The organism is Microtetraspora fusca (genome assembly GCF_001570365.1).
Taxonomy (GTDB): Bacteria; Actinomycetota; Actinomycetes; order Streptosporangiales; family Streptosporangiaceae; genus Microtetraspora; species Microtetraspora fusca.
Genome location: NZ_BBYK01000043.1, coordinates 279,967 through 301,688, shown reverse-complemented (window position 1 = coordinate 301,688; position 21,722 = coordinate 279,967). Strand labels below are relative to the sequence as shown.

At 72.3% G+C, this 21,722-nt stretch carries 22 protein-coding genes; 13 read left to right on the top strand and 9 right to left on the bottom strand.

All coding sequences use genetic code 11. From position 1 onward, the window contains the following. Positions 1–4 precede the first annotated feature (4 nt). Positions 5–277: a hypothetical protein gene (locus AWQ68_RS43950; RefSeq protein ID WP_066939353.1), complete on the bottom strand. Its 273-nt coding sequence runs from the start codon at positions 275–277 to the stop codon at positions 5–7. 128 nt (positions 278–405) lie between these two features. On the opposite strand from AWQ68_RS43950, the gene AWQ68_RS12345 reads away from it, so the two are divergent. Next, positions 406–765: a four-helix bundle copper-binding protein gene (locus AWQ68_RS12345; RefSeq protein ID WP_066939350.1), complete on the top strand. Its 360-nt coding sequence runs from the start codon at positions 406–408 to the stop codon at positions 763–765. Positions 766–874: 109 nt separating this feature from the next. Here AWQ68_RS12345 and AWQ68_RS12340 read toward each other — a convergent pair whose 3' ends face one another. Continuing rightward, positions 875–1,282: a TIGR03668 family PPOX class F420-dependent oxidoreductase gene (locus tag AWQ68_RS12340; RefSeq protein ID WP_066939347.1), complete on the bottom strand. Its 408-nt coding sequence runs from the start codon at positions 1,280–1,282 to the stop codon at positions 875–877. Between the two features lie 27 nt (positions 1,283–1,309). After that, positions 1,310–2,413, bottom strand: coding sequence for a glycoside hydrolase family 18 protein (locus AWQ68_RS12335; RefSeq protein ID WP_157545183.1), 1,104 nt, complete (start codon positions 2,411–2,413; stop codon positions 1,310–1,312). A 95-nt stretch (positions 2,414–2,508) separates the two neighbouring features. Between AWQ68_RS12335 and AWQ68_RS12330 the strand changes: the two genes are divergently transcribed. From AWQ68_RS12330 to AWQ68_RS12310, 5 genes are all read left to right on the top strand, one after another. After that, complete coding sequence (locus AWQ68_RS12330) at positions 2,509–3,426, top strand: LLM class F420-dependent oxidoreductase (protein WP_066939342.1); 918 nt, start codon at positions 2,509–2,511, stop codon at positions 3,424–3,426. A gap of 109 nt (positions 3,427–3,535) precedes the next feature. Then, complete coding sequence (locus tag AWQ68_RS12325; protein WP_066939339.1) at positions 3,536–5,140, top strand: 3' terminal RNA ribose 2'-O-methyltransferase Hen1; 1,605 nt, start codon at positions 3,536–3,538, stop codon at positions 5,138–5,140. Further along, positions 5,133–7,655, top strand: a complete 2,523-nt coding sequence (locus tag AWQ68_RS12320) for a polynucleotide kinase-phosphatase (RefSeq protein WP_066939337.1) — start codon at positions 5,133–5,135, stop codon at positions 7,653–7,655. The genes AWQ68_RS12325 and AWQ68_RS12320 overlap by 8 nt, the downstream gene beginning before the upstream one ends. After that, positions 7,652–8,356, top strand: a complete 705-nt coding sequence (locus AWQ68_RS12315) for a nucleotidyltransferase domain-containing protein (protein WP_245655884.1) — start codon at positions 7,652–7,654, stop codon at positions 8,354–8,356. The genes AWQ68_RS12320 and AWQ68_RS12315 overlap by 4 nt, the downstream gene beginning before the upstream one ends. Then, positions 8,353–9,111 carry a nucleotidyltransferase domain-containing protein gene (locus tag AWQ68_RS12310; RefSeq protein ID WP_066939335.1) on the top strand — a complete coding sequence of 253 codons (759 nt, stop codon included), beginning with the start codon at positions 8,353–8,355 and terminating at the stop codon, positions 9,109–9,111. The genes AWQ68_RS12315 and AWQ68_RS12310 overlap by 4 nt, the downstream gene beginning before the upstream one ends. 22 nt (positions 9,112–9,133) lie before the next feature. Here the strand turns inward: AWQ68_RS12310 and AWQ68_RS12305 are convergent, their stop codons facing one another. Continuing rightward, the gene (locus AWQ68_RS12305; RefSeq protein ID WP_066939332.1) at positions 9,134–10,540 is read right to left on the bottom strand and encodes a sugar porter family MFS transporter; all 1,407 of its coding nucleotides are present in this window, start codon (positions 10,538–10,540) and stop codon (positions 9,134–9,136) included. Between the two features lie 210 nt (positions 10,541–10,750). Between AWQ68_RS12305 and AWQ68_RS12300 the strand changes: the two genes are divergently transcribed. From AWQ68_RS12300 to mug, 3 genes are read left to right on the top strand one after another with little or no spacing between them, the layout of a single operon-like run. After that, complete coding sequence (locus AWQ68_RS12300) at positions 10,751–11,401, top strand: HAD family hydrolase (protein ID WP_066939329.1); 651 nt, start codon at positions 10,751–10,753, stop codon at positions 11,399–11,401. Continuing rightward, on the top strand, positions 11,398–12,009 hold the full coding sequence (locus AWQ68_RS12295) for a class I SAM-dependent methyltransferase (protein ID WP_066939326.1): 612 nt from the start codon (positions 11,398–11,400) through the stop codon (positions 12,007–12,009). The genes AWQ68_RS12300 and AWQ68_RS12295 overlap by 4 nt, the downstream gene beginning before the upstream one ends. A gap of 13 nt (positions 12,010–12,022) precedes the next feature. Continuing rightward, positions 12,023–12,571: a G/U mismatch-specific DNA glycosylase gene (gene mug, locus AWQ68_RS12290; protein ID WP_066939323.1), complete on the top strand. Its 549-nt coding sequence runs from the start codon at positions 12,023–12,025 to the stop codon at positions 12,569–12,571. A gap of 7 nt (positions 12,572–12,578) precedes the next feature. Here mug and AWQ68_RS12285 read toward each other — a convergent pair whose 3' ends face one another. The 3 genes from AWQ68_RS12285 to AWQ68_RS12275 all read right to left on the bottom strand — a co-directional run bounded on the left by AWQ68_RS12285 (position 12,579) and on the right by AWQ68_RS12275 (position 15,099). Continuing rightward, the gene (locus AWQ68_RS12285) at positions 12,579–13,535 is read right to left on the bottom strand and encodes a DUF5996 family protein (RefSeq protein WP_066939320.1); all 957 of its coding nucleotides are present in this window, start codon (positions 13,533–13,535) and stop codon (positions 12,579–12,581) included. Between the two features lie 215 nt (positions 13,536–13,750). Further along, positions 13,751–14,530 (bottom strand): SGNH/GDSL hydrolase family protein, encoded by a 780-nt coding sequence (locus tag AWQ68_RS12280; protein WP_066939317.1) that lies wholly within the window; start codon positions 14,528–14,530, stop codon positions 13,751–13,753. Positions 14,531–14,532: 2 nt separating this feature from the next. Beyond that, on the bottom strand, positions 14,533–15,099 hold the full coding sequence (locus AWQ68_RS12275; RefSeq protein ID WP_066939314.1) for a PadR family transcriptional regulator: 567 nt from the start codon (positions 15,097–15,099) through the stop codon (positions 14,533–14,535). A gap of 245 nt (positions 15,100–15,344) precedes the next feature. Here AWQ68_RS12275 and AWQ68_RS12270 point away from each other — a divergent pair, with 245 nt between their 5' ends. The 3 genes from AWQ68_RS12270 to AWQ68_RS12260 are packed head-to-tail and all read left to right on the top strand — an operon-like array spanning position 15,345 to position 18,519. Further along, positions 15,345–16,850, top strand: a complete 1,506-nt coding sequence (locus AWQ68_RS12270; RefSeq protein WP_245655883.1) for a serine hydrolase domain-containing protein — start codon at positions 15,345–15,347, stop codon at positions 16,848–16,850. Beyond that, on the top strand, positions 16,847–17,860 hold the full coding sequence (locus AWQ68_RS12265) for a sensor histidine kinase (RefSeq protein WP_066939309.1): 1,014 nt from the start codon (positions 16,847–16,849) through the stop codon (positions 17,858–17,860). Before AWQ68_RS12270 ends, AWQ68_RS12265 begins: the two co-directional genes overlap by 4 nt. Continuing rightward, entirely contained in the window at positions 17,857–18,519 is a 663-nt protein-coding gene (locus AWQ68_RS12260) for a response regulator (protein WP_066939306.1), read from the top strand. The genes AWQ68_RS12265 and AWQ68_RS12260 overlap by 4 nt, the downstream gene beginning before the upstream one ends. Positions 18,520–18,529: 10 nt before the next feature. Here the strand turns inward: AWQ68_RS12260 and AWQ68_RS44860 are convergent, their stop codons facing one another. After that, positions 18,530–19,240: a DUF1707 domain-containing protein gene (locus AWQ68_RS44860; RefSeq protein ID WP_245655882.1), complete on the bottom strand. Its 711-nt coding sequence runs from the start codon at positions 19,238–19,240 to the stop codon at positions 18,530–18,532. A 68-nt stretch (positions 19,241–19,308) separates the two neighbouring features. Then, on the bottom strand, positions 19,309–20,055 hold the full coding sequence (locus AWQ68_RS12250) for a PadR family transcriptional regulator (RefSeq protein WP_245655881.1): 747 nt from the start codon (positions 20,053–20,055) through the stop codon (positions 19,309–19,311). 172 nt (positions 20,056–20,227) lie between these two features. Between AWQ68_RS12250 and AWQ68_RS12245 the strand changes: the two genes are divergently transcribed. Further along, positions 20,228–21,595 carry an MFS transporter gene (locus tag AWQ68_RS12245; RefSeq protein WP_084463914.1) on the top strand — a complete coding sequence of 456 codons (1,368 nt, stop codon included), beginning with the start codon at positions 20,228–20,230 and terminating at the stop codon, positions 21,593–21,595. The last annotated feature ends 127 nt before the right edge of the window (positions 21,596–21,722 follow it).

Genomic DNA, 21,722 nt, shown 5'->3' with positions numbered 1-21,722 from the left:
AGGCTCACGATCTCGGGCACTGTTCCTCCTTCGGTTGCGGTGCAGGGGTGGCCGGTGCGGTGGACGGGCGAGGCGCTCCGGCCTGCACCCAGGCGTACAGCGCGGGCCCGGGGCAGCCGGTGGAGTAGCCGTCCTTGTGGCCCTTGATCTCGCGATCGGCGCCGTCCTCGCGACGGAGCCAGTCGATCGCGTCGAGGATCGCGTGCAGCCCTCGTTTCGCCGCCGCGGACGCCGTACGTCGAGTGCTCCCGGCCAGGGGCTGACGCCGGGCGGTCATAGATCCCTTGCAAATAGTGATCAAATTAGAGAAATCGGTACATCTCTCCGCTCCGGGCGGGGAATCTCCTTCTCCGCAGACATCCGACGCGGCCCGGCCGGCCGGGCGGTCACGATCACGGGGGAAGCATGAAGCAAGAAAGCAAGATCACGGCGGAGATGCAGCGATGCATCGACAAGTGCATGGAAGTGCACAGCTGCTGTGAGCAGACCATGACCCACTGTCTCCAGCGGGGCGGCAAGCACGCCGACATGGCGATGATGGGCGTCCTGATGGACTGCTCCGACATGACCCGCATCTGCGGCGACATGATGATGCGCCAGTCGCCGATGGCCATGGAGATGGCGTCGCTGTGCGCCCGGGCCGCGGACAAGTGCGCCGAGATGGCGATGTCCATGAGCGACGGCGACCCGATGATGCAGAAGTGCGCGAACGTGTGCCACGAGTTCGTCCAGGTCGCCCGCAAGCTGTCCCCGGCCCGCGCCTGATCTCGGCACCGCCCGCGTCGCCCCGCTCCGCCGCCGCGGAGCGGGGCGTCGTCGTGTCGGGCTTCACGACAGCTCCGCCCCCGGGGGCCTCGGCAAACGGGACGGCGGGCTATTTCCCGGCGTACGACCAGGAGTGCCAGGAGGTGACCTGGATCAGGATGGCGGGACCGGCGGGCGGCCGCTCCTGGTACTGGGCGTACTTGGCGACGAGGGGGGCCAGGGCGGGTGTCCGCTCCGCGTCGTCCTCGACGACCGTGGCGAACCCGTCCACCCGGACCCACCACAGCTCGTCCCAGTCGTCGGCGTAGTGGTCGGCCAGCACGCACACGTTCGGGTTCTCCTCGATGTTCCGGAGGCGGCGCAGGCGCGTCGTGGTCTTCGGCTTGTGGTCGACGGCCGTGACGATCGTGTCCCCGGTGAGCGCGAACGTGACGGGCACCATGTGAGGGACGCCGGCACCGCTCACCGTGGCCAGCCGGGCCACCCGGGCCTCCTCCAGCAACCGTCGTGCGTCCATGTCCTCATTGAAACAGCGGCCGGACGATCAGGATCCGGCGGTGCCCAGGATCCGGCTCACCTCGTCGCTCGGCCGGGCGCCCCGGACCGAGACCCAGGCGAGGCCGTTGCGCGCGCGGAAGCCGGCCAGCCGCCGCGCCCGCCCGCTGCCGAGGTCGGCGGGGGAGGCCAGCACCGGGGCGAGCGCGATCCGCTGCCACGCCGCCTGCCCGGTCAGGCCCAGGACGTCCCCGAACTGGGCCTGTACGGCACGGGCCGCGACCGCCAGCCGGTGCAGGTTGCCGGACGCCCCCGTACGGAAGGGCACGAGCAGGTTGACGGCCCGGATCTCCACCCCCGCGGCGCGTACGGCGCGCAGCATGGCGGCGTCGGCGGTGGACAGGCCCGACTCCGCGGCGGGGAGCGTGAAGGTGACGGCGAGCGGGCGCCCGGCCGCCGCGGCCTCCCGCTGCAGCAGGCCGAGCGCCGCCGCCCGCCGGGCGGTCGCCGCCGCGTCGGTCGAATCACGCACCTCGAAGTCGATGACGGCGGGGTCGAAGGCTCCGATCACCCGGCGGTAGGCGGCGAGCAGCAGGTCCGGCTCGCGGCAGGTCTGCGCGAGCTCCTGGCCCGAGGGGCCGCCGAACGCGATCCCGGCGTCGCCGCCCTGTGCGCGGAGCGGCCCGAGGCGGTTCGCGACGGGGTTCCTGCCCTGCTCGGTGACGCCGCCCCAGCGCGGCGTGCAGCCGTCCGGCCCGGGGATGAGATGGCCGAGGGTGTACCAGCCGGTGCCGGTCCGACGGGCCGCCCCTGCCAGGTCGAAGCCGGGCTCGCGCACCGCGTCCACGAAGACGACGTAGCCGGTGGGGCCGCCGGTCCGCGCCCCCACCGGGATCGGCGTAGCCGGCCGGGACTGGCGCCAGGTGGCCGCGCCGGCGCTCACTATGGGCACGGGGGCGGTCGGGACGGGGCTGGGCGCCGCGGCGGTGACGCCGGGAGCGGGAGCGGCGGCGGAGGCCGGCACGTCAGGGAGTGCCGTGGCGGGCAGCACCCACATGGCGTATCCGGTGCCGACGGCCAGGGCCGCGCCGGCCAGGGCCACCAGGGGGCGCGGAGGCGTCCCCGGCTTGCGCTCGCCTCGTTCGGAATCCACGCGTTCACCACCTGGAGTCATATTGCGACTACGTTACGCGCATGATGCGTGGACCATATCAACCACGCCGGAGCGGCCGGGGAGATAATGGCCGGATGAAGCTGAGGATCTTCACCGAGCCGCAAGAGGGCGTGACGTACGACGAGCTGCTCGCGGTGGCACAGGCCACGGAGCGGCTGGGGTTCGACGCGTTCTTCCGCTCCGACCACTACCTGCGCATCCGCCCCGGCGACCCCGGCGCCGGCTCGTCGGACGCCTGGGTTACCCTCGCCGGCCTCGCCAGGGAGACCTCGCGCATCCGGCTGGGCACGCTGGTCACGCCGGTGACCTTCCGGCTGCCCGGCCCTCTCGCGATCAGCGTCGCCCAGGTCGACCAGATGAGCGGCGGCCGGGTCGAGCTGGGCCTCGGCACCGGCTGGTTCGAGGCCGAGCACACCGCGTACGGCATCCCGTTCCCGCCGGTGAGCGAGCGCTTCGACCGGTTCGAGGAGCAGCTTGAGATCATCACCGGGCTCTGGGGGGCCACCAAGCCGTACTCCTTCGAGGGTGCGCACTATCGGCTGGAGGAGTCTCCGGGGCTGCCCAAGCCCGTGCAGCGGCCCCGGCCGCCCATCATCATCGGCGGCGGCGGGCCCCGCCGCACGCCCCGGCTGGCCGCCCGGTTCGCGGACGAGTTCAACCTGCCGTTCCGGACCCTGGACGAGACGCGGCAGGCGTTCGGGCGGGTGCGCGAGGCGTGCGAGGCGGCCGGGCGCGAGTCCATGGTCTACTCCGCCGCGCAGACGGTGTGCGTCGGCCGCGACGAGGCCGAGATCGCCCGGCGGGCCGCGGCGATGGACCTGGACGTCGCGTCGCTGCGCGCGGGCGGCCTCGCCGGCACGCCCGCCGAGGTCGTGGAGAAGATCGGCCGGTTCGCGGAGATCGGCGCGGAGCGGATGTATCTCCAGATCCTGGACCCCACCGACCTCGACCACCTGGAACTGATCGCCGCCGAGGTCATGCCGCACGTGTGACGCCCGCGCCCGGACCGGCGCCCTTGCCCGGGGTAGCCGGTCCGGGGGATCGGGCGCGGGCCTCGCAAACCGGTGGAAAGCGCGGGAGACGGTGCGGAATGCTTGATCCGTGCTTCTCACGATCTCGACCGTTTCCTCCGTGACGTCCCGCCCGGCGACCGATCTCGGCTTCCTCCTGCACAAGCACCCCGACCGCGTGCAGGAGTTCGCCCAGTCGTTCGGCACGGCGCGGGTCTTCTATCCGGAGGCGACGGAGCGGCGTTGCACGGCGGCGCTGCTGCTGGACGTCGATCCCGTCCGGCTCGCGCGCTCTCACGGGAAGACCGCGCCCGACTTCAGCCTGGGCCAGTACGTCAACGACCGCCCGTACGCCGCCTCGTCGCTGCTCGCGGTGGCGCTCGGGGACGTCTTCCGTACGGCCCGGACGGGGCGCTGCGCCGCCAGACCCGAACTGGCGGAGGCGCCGATGCCGCTGGAGATCCGCCTGCCCGCGCTGCCGTGCCGCGGCGGCGCGGCGCTCGCCCACCGGCTGTTCGAGCCGCTCGGGTGGGAGATCGCGGCGGAGGCCCTGCCGCTCGACGAGGGGTTCCCCGAGTGGGGCGACTCCCGGTACGTACGGCTCGCGCTGCGCGGCGAGGTGCGGCTGGCCGACGCGCTCAACCAGCTTTACGTGCTGCTCCCGGTGCTGGACGACGCCAAGCACTACTGGCTCGCGGGCGACGAGGTGGACAAGCTCGTCCGGGCGGGTGGGGGCTGGCTGGCCGGGCACCCGGAGAAGGGCCTGATCACCCGCAGGTACCTCGGCCGCCGCCGGGCGCTGGAGCGCACCGCCTTCGCCCGGCTGGCCGAGCTCGGCGACGACGTCGAGGAGGCCCTTGAGCCGCCCGTGGACGAGGAGGTCGTCCCGGAGCGGGAGGACGGCGTCGCCGGGACGGACGTGGGCGACCCGGAGACCGCGGCCGTCGCCGAGGGCCTGGGCGAGCACGCGGACGAGCACACGAGCGAGCACGGGGGCGAGGCGCCGCACGACTCGGCGGCTTCGGAGACGCCGGATGGGGACGCCACCGGCCCGGAGGCCGTCCGCGTCCCGCTGAACGTCCTGCGCAGGGACGCCGTCGTCGCCGCCGTCGAGGAACTCGGCGCGCGTACGGTGATCGACCTCGGATGCGGGTCGGGTCAGCTGCTGACCGCGCTGCTGGCGCGGCCGGCATTCACCAGGATCGCGGGCGCCGACGTGTCCACGCACGCGCTCGCCATCGCCGCGCGCAAGCTCAGACTGGACCGGATGCCGGACGCGAAGCGGGCCCGCCTGGAGCTGTTCCAGGGCGCGCTCACCTACGCGGACCCCCGGTTCGCGGGATACGACGCGGCGGTCCTCATGGAGGTGATCGAGCATGTCGACCCGCCCCGGCTGCCCGCCCTGGAACGGGTGGTCTTCGGAACGGCGAAGCCCGCGCACGTCGTGGTGACCACGCCCAACCGCGAGTACAACGTGCGCTACGACTTCCTGGGCGAGGGCCGGGCGATGCGCCACCCGGACCACCGGTTCGAGTGGACGCGGGCCGAGTTCGCCGCGTGGGCCCGCGCGGTGGCCGACCGGTACGGCTACCGGGTGGCGTTCCGGGCGGTGGGAGACGACGACCCGGATGTCGGGCCGCCCACGCAGATGGCGGTGTTCAGCGTGGCGGGGGAGAGGAGCGAGGGCGATGGTTGAGGTCAAGGTCCCGGAGATGGGCCTGGTGGTGCTCGTCGGCGTGTCCGGCAGCGGGAAGTCGACCTTCGCGGCCCGGCACTTCGCGCCCACCCAGGTGATCTCGTCGGACTTCTGCCGGGGCCTGGTCTCGGACGACGAGAACGACCAGTCCGCCACCCCGGACGCGTTCGACCTGCTGCACCACATCGTCGGGGTCCGCCTGCGGCGCGGCCTCCTCACCGTCGTCGACGCCACGAACGTGCAGTGGGACGCGCGCAAGAAGCTGGTCGAGCTGGCGAAGAGCCACGACGTGCTCGCCGACGCCATCGTGCTCGACGTCCCCGAGAGCGTGGCCATCGCCCGCAACGCCGTACGGCCGGACCGGGACTTCGGGCCGCGGGTGGTCGCGCGGCAGAGCAAGGACCTGCGGCGCTCGCTCGCGCGGATGTCGAAGGACGGCTTCCGCCGGGTCCACGTCCTGCGCGGGGACGAGATCGACCGGGCGGTCGTCGCGTACGAGCGCGCGTGGACCGACAAGACCGAGCTGACCGGCCCGTTCGACATCATCGGCGACGTGCACGGCTGCCGGTCGGAGCTGGAGGCGCTGCTGCGCGCCCTCGGCTGGGAGGTCGGCGCCGGGGGCGCGGTCCACCCCGAGGGGCGTACGGCGGTGTTCGTCGGCGACCTGGTCGACCGCGGGCCGGACACCCCTGGCGTGCTGCGCCTCGTCATGGGCATGGTGGCGGCCGGCACGGCGCTGTGCGTCTCCGGGAACCACGAGCAGAAGCTCGTCCGGGCGCTCAACGGGCGCAAGGTCACGGTCGCGCACGGCCTGAAGGAGTCCCTGGAGCAGCTCGCCGCCGAGCCGGAGGAGTTCCAGCGCGAGGCCAGGGCGTTCATGGACGGCCTCATCAGCCACTACCGGCTCGACGGAGGGCGGCTCGTCGTCGCGCACGCCGGGCTCAAGGAGGCCTACCACGGGCGGGCCAGCGGCCGGGTCCGGTCGTTCGCGCTGTACGGCGACACGACCGGCGAGACCGACGAGTACGGCCTGCCCGTCCGTTACCCGTGGGCGGAGGAGTACCGGGGCCGGGCGACGGTCGTCTACGGCCACACGCCGGTGCCGGAGCCGGAGTGGGTCAACAACACGATCTGCCTGGACACCGGCGCCGTCTTCGGCGGGCGGCTGACCGCCCTGCGCTACCCGGAGCGCGAGCTGGTCTCCGTTCCGGCGGAGAAGGTCTGGTACGAGTCGGTGCGGCCGCTCGGCGCGCCGAAGGCGGGCCGGGAGCCGGGCGCCCTGCGGATCGGCGACGTGTCCGGCACCCGCTACGTGGACACGCGCTTCGGCGGGCGGATCAAGGTCCGCGAGGAGAACGGCGCCGCCGCTCTGGAGGTCATGAGCCGTTTCGCGGTCGACCCTCGCTGGCTGGTCTACCTGCCGCCGACCATGGCGCCGCCGGAGACGTCCACGCTCGACGGCTTCCTGGAGCACCCGGCGGAGGCGTTCGAGGAGTTCGCCGCGGCCGGGGTCACGCGGGTCGTGTGCGAGGAGAAGCACATGGGCTCGCGGGCGATCGCCGTACTGGCCCGGACCCCCGAGGCGGCGGCCAAGCGGTTCGGGATCACGGACGGGAGCGCGGGCGCGGTCTACACACGCACCGGGCGGCCGTTCTTCGGCGACGGCCGGATGGGCGAGCTGGTCGACCGGCTGCGCGAGGAGGCGCGCCCCCTCTGGGACGAGCTGGTCTCGGACTGGGTGGTGCTCGACTGCGAGCTGCTGCCCTGGTCGGCGAAGGCGGAGGAGCTGATCCGCGGCCAGTACGCCTCGGTCGGGGCGGCGGCGCGGGCCGCGCTGCCCGACGCGGTCGCGGCCCTGTCCGCGGCGGCCGGGCGCGGTCTAGACGTCGGCGACCTGCTGGAGCGCACCCGGCGTCGCCTCGACAACGCCACGCGCTTCCGCGACGCGTACGCGCAGTACTGCTGGCCGGTGTCCGGGCTCGGCGGGGTGCGGCTCGCGCCGTTCCAGGTCCTCGCCTGCGAGGGACGGGCGACGGCGGCCACGGAGCCGCACTCGTGGCACCTGGAGGTCCTGTCGCTCCTGACCGGCGAGCCGGGCGGGTCCCCGGAGGCGACCACCGACCGGCTGTTCGCGCCGACCCGGCACGTCTTCGTGTCCCTGGACTCGGAGCGGGAGCGGGCGGAGGCGGTCGAGTGGTGGTCGGCGCTCACCGAGGCCGGCGGTGAGGGCATGGTCGTCAAGCCGGTGGACGTCGTCACCGGCCGCGTGCAGCCGGGCCTCAAGGTGCGCGGGCGCGAGTACCTGCGAATCATCTACGGCCCGGACTACACGGAGTCGCTCGACGTGCTGCGGCGCCGGTTCCTCGGCAGGAAGCGCTCGCTGGCGCTGCGGGAGCACGCGCTCGGCATGGAGGCGCTCACCCGGCTCGCGGAGGGAGAGCCGCTGTGGCGGGTCCACGAGCCTGTCTTCGCCGTGCTGGCCCTGGAGTCCGAGCCCGTGGATCCGCGCCTGTGACGTCCGTCGGGGACCGGCCGGGGCCGGGGGGAGCCGCGACGGGGATCGAGGACCTGGTGCCCCGGCACCTCGTCCTGTCCGTGGTCGTCGGTTCGCGCGCGTACGGCCTGGCCACCGCGGACAGCGACGTGGACCGGCGGGGCGTCTTCGTGGCGCCCACGCCGATGTTCTGGCACCTGGACAAGCCGCCCACCCACGTGGAGGGGCCGCGACCGGAGGAGTTCTCCTGGGAGGTCGAGCGGTTCTGCGCGCTCGCGCTCGGGGCCAACCCCACCGTCCTGGAGTGCCTCTGGTCGCCGCTCGTCGAGCATGTCACCGAAACCGGCGCGCGGCTGCGCGCGATCAGGAAGGCGTTCCTCTCGGTCCGGGCCGAGGAGACCTTCCTCAGGTACGCCGACGCCCAGTTCCGCCGGATCAGCCCGGAACGGCCGAAGTGGAAGCAGGCCATGCACATGATCAGGCTGCTGATCAGCGGCCGCCACCTGGTCCGCGAGGGCGAGCCGCTGCTGGACATGTCCGGGCACCGGGACCGGCTGCTCGCCGTCCGCCGGGGTGAGGTGGCCTGGCCCGAGGTGGCGCGGTGGCGCGCCGACCTGGTCGCGGACCTGTCCGGAGGCGGCGGTCCCGGCGCGCTGCCCGCCGAGCCGGACCGGGCCGCGGTCGAGGAGTTCCTGATCGACGTGCGGAGGAGCGCGCTGTGACCGTCGTCCCACCCGCCTGGCTCGCCGACGTCTGCGCCGGCGAGCCCTATCCGCTGCTCTTCGCGACCGTCAGCGGCGCCCACCTCTACGGCTTCCCCTCACGTGACTCGGACGTGGACCTGCGCGGCACGCACGCGCTCCCGGCCGAGGAGGTGGTCGGCCTGCGGACCGGCGAGGAGACGATCTCCCGGTCGTGGGAACGCGACGGCGTCGAGGTCGATCTCGTCACCCACGACCTGCTCAAGTTCTGCCGCCTCCTGCTGACCAGGAACGGTTACGTGCTGGAGCAGCTCCTGTCGCCGCTGGTGGTGGCGTCGTCCGCCGTCCACGAGGAGCTGGTCGCGCTCGCGCCCGCCTGCCTGACCCGGCACCACGCGCACCACTACCTCGGCTTCGCCCGGACCCAGTGGCGGCTCTTCGAGCGGACCGGCGAGCTCAAGCCCCTCCTCTACACGTTCCGGGTGCTGCTGACCGGTGCGCATCTCATGCGCACCGGCCGGGTCGTCGCCGACCTGACCCGCCTGTTGCCGTACGGCCCGCCGTACCTGCCGGAGCTGGTGGAGGCCAAGCGCGCCGCCGAGCACGGCGCGCTGCCCGGGGACGGCCCGGGCCGCGAGCGGCTCGCCCGGGACGTGCTCGGGCTGACGGCCGCTCTGGAGGAGGCGAGGGAGGCGTCGGCGCTGCCGGACGCGCCCACGGCGGGCGCGGCCGTACACGATCTCGTGGTCCGCGTACGGCTCGGCCGGGCGGGGTGACCGCGGGAAGAGGCGGGGAGGATCAGCCCATCTCCTCCAGGGCGCGCCCCTTCGTCTCGCGGAGACAGCGGATCACGAAGACGGCCGACAGCGCGGCGTAGCACGCGTAGATCAGATAGGTGGCCTGCAGGTTCCAGGCGGACAGGCTCGGGAAGGTCACCGTGACCAGCCAGTTGGCCAGCCACTGGGCGGTGGCGGCCACCGACAGCGCGGCGGCCCGGATCCGGTTGGGGAACATCTCGCCCAGGAGCACCCACACCACGACACCCCAGGAGAGGGCGAAGAACAGCACGAAGAGGTTCGCCGCGACCAGCGCGATCGCGCCCTTGTCACCGGGGAGGGTGACGGTCCTGCCGACCTTCTCCGCGAAGCTGAAGGCCCACGAGGCCGCGGCCAGGGACAGCGCCATGCCGACTGAGCCGGTGAGCAGGAGCGGCCGGCGCCCGATCCGGTCCACCAGGGCGATCGCGATGAACGTGCCGACGATGTTGATGACCGAGCTGGAGAAACTGATCAGCAGCGAGCCGCTCTGGCTGATCCCGACCGACTGCCACAGGGCGGACGAGTAGTAGAAGATCACGTTGATGCCGACGAACTGCTGGAACACCGACAGCACGATCCCGGCCCAGACGATCGGCAGCAGGCCCAGCCGGGGACCGCGGAGGTCGGACAGCCTCGGCCGCCGCTCGCTCCGGAGCACGGACTCGATGTCGGCGATCCGCTCGTCGAGGTCCGTCGTCTCGCCCTCGATCTTCGCGAGGACCCTACGCGCCTCGACCCTGCGGCGTACGGCGATGAGGAACCGGGGGGACTCCGGGATGATCAGTGCGAGGCTCAGGTAGACGGCCGCCGGGACGACGCAGGCGACGAGCATCCACCGCCACGCCTCCAGCCCGGCCAGCACGCCGCGCACGTCCCCGCCCGCCAGCTCGGCGAGCACGTAGTTGACGAGCTGCGACGTCGCGATGCCGAGCACGATCGCGAGCTGCTGGAACGACCCGAGCCTGCCCCGGTAGGCCGGCGGCGCCACCTCGGCGATGTACGCGGGGCCGATCACGGACGCCATGCCGATGGCGGCGCCGCCCAGGACCCGCCAGGCGGCCAGGTCGTAGATGGCGAACGCCAGCCCGGACCCGACCGAGCTGATCGCGAACAGGGCCGCCGCGATCCGCATGACCGGCAGTCGGCCCAGGCGGTCGGCGAGCCCTCCGGCGAACCACGCCCCGAGCGCCGACCCGAGCAGCGCCGAGGAGACGGTCGCGCCGATCTCGACGTTCCCGACGGCGAACCGCTTCTGGATGCCGGTGACGGCGCCGTTGATCACCGCGCTGTCGTAGCCGAAGAGGAAGCCGCCGATCGCCGCGGCGGCCGCGATGAAGACGACCCGCTCCAGAGTCCCTCGTGCGCCGGAAGCAGGCAGCGCCCTCATCCTTCCTCCTCACCCGGCATGACGATCTTGCTGCCGTCCTCTACCCCGGAGAGGACGCGAAGAACGCGACCGGCACGGCGTTCGCCGCGTCCAACCTGGCTGGTGACCGCCTGACCGATGTGGTGTGCGGCCTGCGGAGACCATGGAGCGGGCGTGTAGGTGAACTCGTGGAGTTCTCCCGGGTCGGGGAGCCTCCGGTACCGTGATCGGGTGATCAATTCGGTCGATCTGGTGATTTTCGACTGTGACGGGGTGCTGGTGGACAGTGAGCCCATCGCAGTCCGTACGCATTCCGCGGTGCTGACGGAGCTGGGCTGGCCGATCAGCGAGGCCGAGGTGACCGCGATGTTCGTCGGGCGGTCGACGGCTTCCATCAACGAGCTGGTCGAGGAGCGGCTCGGGCCTGAGCTCACGAGGGAGGCCGAGACTCGCTTCCGGCGACTGCACCACGAGGCGGTGGAGGCCGGGCTGACCCCCGTGGACGGCATCGTCGAGGCGCTGGACGCCATCACGTTGCCGACGTGTGTGGCGTCCAGCGGCAGTCACGACAAGATGCGGCACACCCTCGGCCGTATCGGCCTGTATCACCGCTTCGACGGGCGGATCTTCAGCGCGACCGAGGTCGCCATGGGTAAGCCCGCGCCCGATCTGTTCCTCTTCGCCGCGGCGCGGATGGGCGTCGCGCCGTCCCGTTGTGTGGTCGTCGAGGACAGCCGTTACGGCGTCCAGGCCGCTCGGGCGGCAGGTATGCGCGCCTTCGGCTACGCCGGCGGGCTCACCCCCGCCGCCTGGCTCGAAGGACCCGGCACCACCGTCTTCGACGACATGCGCAAGCTGCCCGCGCTCCTGGAGGACCAGTGAGCGGGCAGCAGGTCCGGGGAATCGCGGGGTATCGCAACGAGGCGGACGTCCTCGCCGAACAGTACGAAAGCGTCGCGTTCTCCGAAGTGCACGGGGACACGGGCGAGCTCTTTCCCGCCCGGCCCAGCCGCATTCTGGATATCGGGGCCGGGACCGGACGCGACGCCGCCGCGCTCGCCGCGCTGGGTCACCGGGTCGTGGCCGTCGAGCCGACCCCGGAACTGCGCTGGCACGGGCAGCGGCTCCACGCGGACCAGCCCATCGAATGGATCGACGACCACCTCCCGGACCTGGCGCGACTCGGTGGCTCCGACCGGGAGTTCGACCTCATCCTGCTCACCGCCGTCTTCATGCACCTCGACCGCCCGGAACGGGAACGGGCGATGGCGAGGATCGCCGGTCTTCTCGCCCCCGACGGCATCGTGATCATAATCCTGCGGCACGGACCGATCCCGGCGGGACGGCACATGTTCGACGTCACCGACGAGGAGACCGTCGCGCTCGCCGAGAGCGTCGGCCTGCGCACCGTTCACCGGGGCAGCCGCCCGGACCTCCATGGCCGGCAAGGAGTCCACATGAGCACCCTCGGCTTCCGGGCCCCGGCCTAGCTAGCATCGGAGGGTGCCTCCCGTTCCGCCGCCCACGCCCGCCGATCTCGAAGCGGCGAGGGACGCCGTGATCGACGATGTGCTCGGGCCCGATCTCGACGTGCTCTTCTGCGGCATCAACCCCAGCCTCTACTCGGCCGCGACGGGACACCACTTCGCCCGGCCGGGCAACCGGTTCTGGCCCGCGCTCCACCTGTCCGGCCTCGTGCCGCGCAGGCTCGCGCCGTACGAGCAGCACCTGCTCCCCGGTTACGGCCTCGGCATCACCAACCTCGCGCCCCGGGCGTCCGCGCGCGCCGAGGAGCTCACGGCCGAGGAACTGCGTCAGGGCGCCGAGCGGCTCGCCCGCCTGGTCGCGGAGATCCGCCCGAGGGTCCTGGCCGTCGCCGGGGTCTCCGCGTACCGGCTCGCGTTCGGGCGGCGCAGGGCCGCGATCGGCCCGCAGGACGAGGAGATCGCGGGCAGCGAGGTGTGGGTGCTGCCCAACCCGAGCGGGCTGAACGCGCACTGGACCCTCGACGGCATCGCGGACCAGATGCGCCTGCTGCGCCGGCCTTCCTGACCCTGCCTCACCCGGCCCCGTGGGAGCCGAGGTCGTGCAGCGCGACCGGATCGGTGATACCTCCCGGGCTGTAGGTGGCCGCGACGTCCCATCCGGCCCGCCGGGCGCCCGCCTCGTACGCGCTGCGCAGGAAGTCGAGCACGGTCCCGCGCGGGTCGGCGGCGGTACGGGCGTCCGCGTAGCGCAGGATCGCCAGGTGGCTGCCCCGCAGCGGCTTCCACCGCGCCTCGGGAGGGCGGAGCGGCTCCTTCTCCAGCCCCGGTGGTTCCGGCGCCGTATAGGAGTAGAAAGCCGGTTCGGGCAGGTCGCGGTCGCCGAACCAGAACCCCGCGCTGATCACCTCTCGGCAGTACGCCTCCCGGGTCACCACGTCGACCTCCGGCCTCTGGTCCACGTGGCGGCCGGAGAATCGGGTGACCGCGATGTCGAGGGTGTGCCAGAAATGGTGGACCGGGCTGATCTTGCCGGAGAAGTCCGCGGAGAAGCGTTCGAGCACCTGGGCGACCTGGCTGAGCACCTGCCAGTAGCGGGTCACCATGGTCGTGTCGTACGCCCGGTGGACGGTGTCCTCGGCGAAGGGGATGTCGTCCTCGAGATCGAACGGCGTCGCCCGGATGGGGACGTCGATGCCGAGCCGGTCCAGCGCGCCGAACAACTCCTGATAGAACGACGCGACCGAGTGGCCGGGCATGGAGAACGAGGCGGTGCGTCCGTCGATGACGTTCACCACGAGCCGATGATCGACGAAGTCGAAGTCGATGGCGAAGACGGGCGTCCGGTCGTCCAGCCCGCCCATCGGGCGCGTGGTGATGCCTCGCCCGGTCAGGTGGAAGGGCACGTTCCACCAGTGGTTGCGGCGGACGCTCGCGGCCAGCCGTACCTTGCCCACCATCTGCGCGAATCTGTGGACCGTCGCCTTGCTGTCGGCCCATGCCTCCAGCGGGATGTCCGGGAAGACCTCCATGCGGCGCACTCCTTCACCCGGTTCGACCACATTCGGAGCAATCCCCGGAAGCGGGTCACGGCATGGCCATCGCAGGGGACCGCGATGTTCTACGCCGTGGGTGCCCGCCTCGTTCCGGTGACCGAGCCGATCTCAACACGTTCTGCGACGCGTCGCGGGGCGCGGGAGGCCGGTTCGGAGCCCTGCGGGGTGAGGTGGTGAGAAACGGACGATCCTCACGCCATGTTCGCGCTGCCGAAGGGCTGCAATTCGGGGCGCTTGGCGGTACGGCCGTCGCCGGAGGAACGGCCCCGGAGGCGGCGGACGATCCACGGACCCAGGAAGGCGCCGACCCAGGCGAGCTCGACCGCTGCGCGCCGCCAGATCGGCATGGTCGGGAGCGGTGGGAGGGGATCGGTCCAACTCGGGCCGGCGCCGGGGACCTTCAGAGCATGCGCGGCGGCCGCGGCTATGCGCGCGTGACCGAGTGGGGTCGCGTGAATGCGGTCCTTGCTCCACAGACGCGGATCTGTGGCGATCGGGTGGTGGAAGGTGTCGACCAGGGTGGCGCCGTGACGTTCGGCCATGACGCGAATGCGGTCGTTGAAGTCGAGGACCTTGGGACGAAGGTGGCGTACCAGAGGCGCGATTTTGGCGACGTCGGGAAAGGTGAAGGTGACCACGGTCGCGCCGGAGGCCGTGAGCGCCTTCAGCATGGCCTCCAGGTCGGCCGCCACGGCGGTGGCGTCGAAGCCGGGGCGGACCAGGTCGTTCATGCCCGCCATGACACTGATCAGGTCGGGGTTCAGAGCGAGCGCGGCCTCGGCTTGTTCGGCTCTGACCTGGGCGGTGAGGCGGCCTCGGACGGCGAGGTTGGCGTACCGGAAGTCCGGATGGTGAGTGGCGAGGATCTCGGCCAGCCGGTCGGCCCAGCCCCGGTAACCGGTCTCTTCGGTGCCGTCGTTGAGACCCTCGGTCTGGCTGTCGCCGAGTGCGACATAGCGCTGGTACGGCATGGCTACTCCGCGGGGATGCTGGTGCGTTGATCGAGGATGGCCAGGGACTGGCGGATCCAGCGGACGTTCTCGCGTTCGAACGCCAGGCCGCGCAGCAGGGTCAGATACGGGCCGATACGGTCGGCCTGCGTGAGGTGCTCCTCCTCGGTGCGGCCGTTCAGGAGGCGCGCGCGGAGGCGTTCGAAGCGGGCGATCTTGGCTTCGGCCCAGCTCATGCGTTCACGGAGGGCGTTCTTGACGGCTTCGGCGTCACCCGCGTCGAGCGCCTGGACCTGCACCATGAGCTCGTCGCGGATCGCGCCGGGGTGTGGGGGCGTCGCGGTGAACTCGTGCAGGGCGCGGCGGCCGGCCTCGGTCAGGGAGAACAGCCGCTTGTTGGGACGGCGATCCTGCTGAACGACCCGGCCCTGGATCAGCCCGTCGGCCGCCATCTTGTCCAGCTCGCGGTAGAGCTGCTGAGGGGTGGCCATCCAGAAGTTGGCCACCGACGCATCGAAGCTCTTGGCCAGGTCGTACCCGGATGCCTCACCCTCCAGGAGCACGGCCAAGACGGCGTTGCGCAACGACATGCCCCGAACGTAGCACGCGATGTACCCATATATGCGAATAATCAACTATGTGACTATTCGCGCGGGCTCATGGGGCCAGATATGACCTGTGACGACTACGCCTCGAAGTCGCGACCTGTCTGATCGCTACGCTGCGGCTGGCCGGAGGGTGGGCCGTCAGGGGCGCGGGATCCTACTTTCGTCAGGGGTGGTTGTGGCGGATCGCCAGATCTTTCCGAGGCTGCCGATTTCTAGCGTCTTCTTCTGTGAAACGGAAGCTCATCACCTTTGCCCGGCGGACCGGCCTGGCTGTGCCCCTCGCCGTGTCCCTCGCTGTGTCCCTTGCTGTGGCCCCCTTGACCCTGCCCCTCGCCGTATCCGCCTCGGCCTCGGCCGTCGCGCCCGCCGGCGGTGAGCCGTCCTCAGCCGCCATCGACGCCTACCTCGCCGAGGCCATGGAATCGACGGCTCTGCCCGGGATGTCCGTCGTCGTGACCCACGACGGGAAGATCGTGCACGCTGCCGGGTACGGGCACGACTCGGCGGGCGAGCCCGTCACCGAGAACACCCCGATGCGCGTCGCCTCGGTCAGCAAGTCGTTCACCGCCATGGCCGTCATGACCCTGGTCGACGACGGCAGGCTCTCACTGGACGAGCCGGTCGCGAGGCGACTGCCCGAGTTCCGCATGGCCGACCCGCGAGCCGGTGGCATCACTCTGCGGCACCTGCTGAACCAGACCTCGGGCATCTCCGACAGCACCGTCGACATCCGCGCGGCGGAGTCCGCGACGACCCTCGCCGGCTACGTGGCCGCGCTGCGCAGCGGCGCCCTGGCCGCCGACCCGGGCACGCGCTGGGCGTACTGCAACGTCAACTACGAGGTGGCCGCCCGGCTGGTCGAGGTCGCGGGCGGCATGAGCTTCGGCGAGTACATGAAGCAGCGCGTCTTCGGGCCGCTCGGCATGACCGGCAGCGCCGTCGGCGATCAGGAGATCACGCCGTCCAAGGGGTTCGACTCGCTGTTCGGGGCCTGGGTACCGCGGTCGGAGCTGCGCGACTTCCTCTACGGCGGCGGCGCGGGCGGCGTCGTCACCGACGCGGCCGACATGGGCAGGTGGCTGATCAGCCAGACCGGCGACGGCGCACAACTGGTGAAGCCGGAGAGCCTGAAGACCATGCACGCCTCCTCCGGCGTACGCGACTACGGCATGGGCTGGGGCCGGGAGACGGTGAACGGCGCCGACCTGCTCGTGCACTCGGGCAACCTGTTCACGTACACCGCCGTGGAGGCGATCGCTCCGGACACGGGGTACGGCTTCGCCGTCATGACCAACAGCGCCGGCCTCTACGACGACGTCTACGACGTGCTGACCGGGCTCGTGGCGATGAGCCGGGGCGGGACTCCGGAAGTGCCGGGCGGCGGCCGGCAGCAGGCCGAACTGGTCCTGGGGCTGATCGCGCTGGGCGCGGCGGGGCTGGGCGTGCTGGGCGTGCTGCGGTCGCGCCGCTGGGCGAGCCGGCGCACGGGGAGTCCCGCCTGGCGGGTCGGGCTGCGCCTGGTCCCGGCGCTGCTGCCGGTGCCGCTGTTCGCGCTGTACCCGGATCTGATCTCGTTCCTGATGAACGGCCGGACCGTCACGTGGGAGCAGCTCACCTACTCCGCCGCGCCCATGACGATCACGTTCGCCGTCGCTGCCGCAGCGGGCGCGGTCACCGTCGTGACGCGGCTGGTCAGACTGCTCAAATCGCGATCGGTAGTCTCATCGCGGTGAGAAACCGTGCGATCCTGGCGTTGATCGCCGAGATCGGCGTCGTCAACGGGCTGCACCTCGACGACGTCCCGGCGTGGCGGCAGCTTCTGTTCGTGGTGCTGGCCGTCGCCGCCTACCTCCATGGGCGTCACCTGCCCGAACGGCGTGACTGGCTGCTGCCGGCCGTCGCCGCGACGCCCGGCGCGGTCTTCGTCGTGCTGGATTTCTGGGACGGCGTCGGGGCACTGATGGCCCTCGGCCTCTTCGTGGTGCTGCCGTGGCTCGCCGGACGCTTCCGGCGGCAGCAGGCCGAACTGGTGCTGGCGGGCCGGGAACGGGTCGCCCGGCTCGAACGCGAGCAGGAGTTGATCGCCGAACGCGCCCGGCTCCGGGAACGCGCCCGCATCGCCGCCGACATGCACGACTCGCTCGGCCACGAGCTGGCGCTGATCGCGCTGCGCGCCGGAGCGCTGGAACTCGCCGCCGACATGACCGAGCCGAACCGGGAGGCGGTGGCGCAGCTGCGGGCGTCCGCGGTCACCGCGGCCGACCGGCTCCGCCGTACGGTCGGGGTGCTGCGGGAGCCCGGCGCCGCCCCCGGGGACGTGACCGGGAGCCGGACGCCGACCGAGCCGCCGGACGAGACCGTCGAGGCGCTGGTGGATCGCGCGCGAGACGCCGGGATGACGGTCGAGTTCCGGTACGACGGGGAGCGGGCGGCCCTGCCTCCCCTGGTGGACAGGGCCGTCCACCGGGTGGTGCAGGAGTCGCTGACCAACGCCGCCCGGCACGCGCCCGGCGCGGACGTGCTCGTCCACGTCGAGCGGTCCGCCCTGGCGGTCGCGGTCACGGTGCGCAACTCCGCGGCTCGCGACGAGCCGGGGCCGTCCGGCGGCGGCAGCGGCCTGGCGGGTCTGCGCGAGCGGGTACGGCTGCTCGGCGGCACGCTGCGCGCCGGACCGCATAAGGATGGGTTCGCCGTGAGGGCACGGTTTCCCAGTGGCCAGGGAGAAAGCGAGGCGAGCCGGTGATCCGGGTGGTGCTGGCCGACGACGAGCCCATGATCCGGGTGGGAGTGCGGTCGATCCTGACCACGGACCCGGAGATCGAGGTGGTCGCCGAGGCCGGGGACGGGCGCGAGGCGGTCGAGCTGGTGCGCGCGCACCGGCCCGACATCGCGATGCTCGACATCCGCATGCCCCGGCTCGACGGCCTGTCCGCCGTCGCCGAGCTGCGCGCCGCCGTACCCGACGTCGCGATCATCGTGCTGACCACGTTCGACGAGGACGAGTACGTCTCCCGGGCGCTCGCCGAGGGAGCCGCCGGTTTCCTGCTCAAGGCCGCCGACCCGCGCGAGCTGATCATCGGGGTGCGGGCGGTCGCCGACGGTGCGGCGTACCTGTCGCCGAGGATCGCGCAGAAGGTCATCGCACGCCTGGGCGGCGGCCGGCTCTCCAGAGCGGACACCGCACGCAGGCACGTGGAGACGCTGACGCCGCGCGAGCGCGAGGTGCTCGCCCTCGTCGGCCGAGGCCTGTCCAACCAGGACATCGGCCGTGCGCTCTTCCTCTCGGAGGGCACCGTCAAGTCCCACGTCAGCGCGATCCTGCTCCGGCTCGGTCTGAACAACCGCGTCCAGGCCGCGATCGTCGCCTACGAGGCCGGCCTGGCACACGCCGACGACGAGTGACCTGATCGGGTCAGGGTCGGCCGCTGTGTCCGTGACGGCGGTGGAAGCGGCGGTGGTGGGCGAGGCCGAGCACGGCCATCGCGATCCAGCCGAAGAGGAGCAGCTTGAACGCGGCGAACAGCGGCCAGGTCACCCCGGACACCAGTGCCGCGGTGACGAGGCCCGCGATGATCAGGAAGGCGACCGGCGGCGGGCCGCCGCGGCGGATGCCGTACGGACCGCGTCGCGCGTAGGCCGCGCGGCGGCTCCACGGGGCGGGGCCGAGGCCCCACGGGCCGGGCCTGTGCCCGGCTCTGCGGGCCGCCCACGGGTCGAGGCCGCCCGCGGTCCAGGGGTGGTGGCCTGTCCTGGCGCCCCACGGGCCGTGTTCCGGCTGGTCGGCGGCCCAGGGAAGGTGACCCATCCCGTCGGGGCGCCCCCGTCGGCCCCGCGCCCAGGGGGCTCCCTCCTGTACGCCGTCCGGCTCCCGGCCGTACCCGCCGGGCAGGTCGGCGGTCACCCGGCGCAGGTCGCCCTCGGTCTTCGCGGCGAGCGTGGCGTCGAGGCGCTCGTCCAGCTCCTCGCGGGTGATGCGGCCCTGGGCGAACGCGTCGTGCAACGCCCGGGTCACCTCGTCGCGCTCGCGGTCCCCGATGCGGAGCCCGTCACGCGGCGCCGGCTCCGGCCGGGACGTCGAAGGCCCTTCCGGGCGCGAAGGGGACGGCTGCTCGGAGAAAGACATGTCGATCACCTCACCTCGTCGTGGGGGAAACCCGCGATGCGGTCATGGGAGGAAGGGGACACCGCGCGTCACTCGTCCTCGGTGTCGCCGTCGGCCAGGATGTGGTAGAGCTTGCGGCGGGTCTCGACGAGCACCTGCCTGGCCTTGCTGACCTGGCTCTCGCTGCCGCTGTGCGCGATCTGGAACAGCGCGGACGCGGCCTGGCGGGACAGGTCGAACAGCTCGTGCACGTTCTCCCCGATGTCCGGCGTCATCTCCTCCCAGGGAGCGCGGACCTCGTCCCGGTGCTCGGCGACGTAGGTCTGCCCGGCCTCGGTCAGGCGGAAGGTCTTGCGCCCCTCCGTCTCGTCGGAGAGGACCAGGCCCTCGTCGGTGAGCTGCTGAAGCGCCGGGTAGACCGCGCCCGGGCTGGGCTTCCATCCGCCCTGGCTGCGCTGGGCGATCTCCTGGATGATCTGGTACCCGTTGCGGGGCTCCTCCGCGAGCAGGGCGAGGATCGCGGCGCGGACGTCGCCGCGCTTGGCCTTGCGGCCCCGGCCGAAGCCGCGCCCGCCGAACGGGAAGCCCGGGCCGCCGAAGGGGCCGCCGGGGCCGAAGCCGCCGCCGAAGGGGCCGCGTCCCCACGGTCCTCCGCGGTGCCGGCGCTCGTGCGACCCGCCCTCGTCGTGCGGGCCGGGGCCGTGCGGCGCTCCGCCGTGGTGGCCGGGGTTCCAGGCCGCGGCGCCGCGGCACATGGCCTCGCGGACGGCCTCCCGCATCCCGTGGCCCATGTGGTGGAGGGCCCATGGCCCTCTCATGGCATACGCGTGGTTCACGTTCGTCTCCTGACAGTCCTTCGATCGTTCTCGATGCTTCAACGATATATCGAGAACATTACTGGAGCAATCCCGCAAATGCGACAGACCGGTCCCAGATTGCGCGGGACGGATCGACCCGATGAGGCGAGGCCGCTATGCTGACACCACCTAAATACGTTTGGCGGTGTTGATGGTCGAGGATGTCGCACGTACCGTCGCCGGCGGCGAGGGCGCTGTCGTCACCGGTACGGACGAAGTCGAGGCATCTGAGACGGGGAACCGGACGCACTCCGAGGCGCCGGAGCCGGTCGCCGCGCCGGACGGACCGTCCCGGGCCCGCAGGAACGAGGTCGTGCTCGTCGCGTTCACCGCGATGACCAACCTGGCCGATGGGGTTCTGAAGATCGTGTTGCCGCTGCTCGCCGTGGGGCTGGGCGGCTCGCCGGGCCAGGTCGCGCTGGTCGGCCTCACGCTCACGCTTCCGTGGCTGGTCGTCTCGCTGCCGGTGGGGGTGCTCGCCGACCGCGCGGACCGGCGCGTACTCGTCATCGGGGCCGACCTCGTCCGGCTGGCGGCCGTCGCGGGCCTGCTCGCCGCCGTCGCGGCGCAGGCGTGCTCCCTGCCCGTCCTGTACGCGTGCGGGCTGGTCGTCGGGCTCGCCGAGGTCGTCGCCAACACCGCCGGCGGCGCCCTCGTGCCCGCCGCCGTCCCGCCGGAGCGGCGGGCACGGACGAACGCCTGGATCGCCGGGGCCGAGACGGTGGCCAACGAGTTCTGCGGCCCCGCGGTCGGCGGGCTCCTCGTGGGGCTGGGCGCGGCCGTCGCGCTGGGCTCCGTCGCGGCGGCGTTCGTCGTGGGCGCCGTGCTCATCGCCATGCTGGCCGGCCGGTTCCGCCCCGTCCCCGCCTCGCCGGGGCGGGCCGGCGACGGCGCCGGGGCGGGCGGTGTGATCGCGGATATCCGGGAGGGGCTCGGCTTCGTGTGGCGGCATCGCCTGCTGCGCACCCTCACGTTGACGATCGCCGTGCTCGCCGCCTCATGGAGCGCGTGGCTGGCGCTGCTGCCGTCCTACGCCGCCTCGGTGCTGGAAACGGACGCCGCCGGGTACGGATTCCTGATCAGTGCGATCGGACTGGGCGGGCTGGCGGGGGCGGGGTTGGTCACCGTGATCAACCGGCTTCTGGGCGTCAGGTGGGCGCTCTTCGCCGACCTCGTGGGAACGTTCCTCATGATGGGCGTGCCCGCGATCTTCCCGACGGCCTGGGCGGTGGCGGCCGCGGCCTTCGCCGGAGGCATGGGCGGCACGCTCTGGACGGTCAACTCCCGCACGATCGCGCAGGCGCTCGTTCCCGACCGGCTCCTCGGACGGTACGGCGCCGCCTCCCGGCTGCTCGGCTGGGGAACGCTCCCGGTCGGCGCGGGCCTCGGCGGGCTGCTCGCCGAGATCTTCGGGATCCGGACGGCGTTCGCGCTGTTCGCCGTGATGGTGGTGATGCTGCCGATTCCGTTCCTGCGGACCGTCACCACGGCGGAACTTGCCAGGTCAGCGGGGTCGTGACCTAGATCACAAGAAATCGGTGCAAAACGCGGGAACACGTCCCGAGACCAAAGCGTTGTCACCCATAGACGGGATTGTTCTGCTCTGAGAGGGCTGGGGGGTGCTCTTGGAGCGGAACGATCCCGTC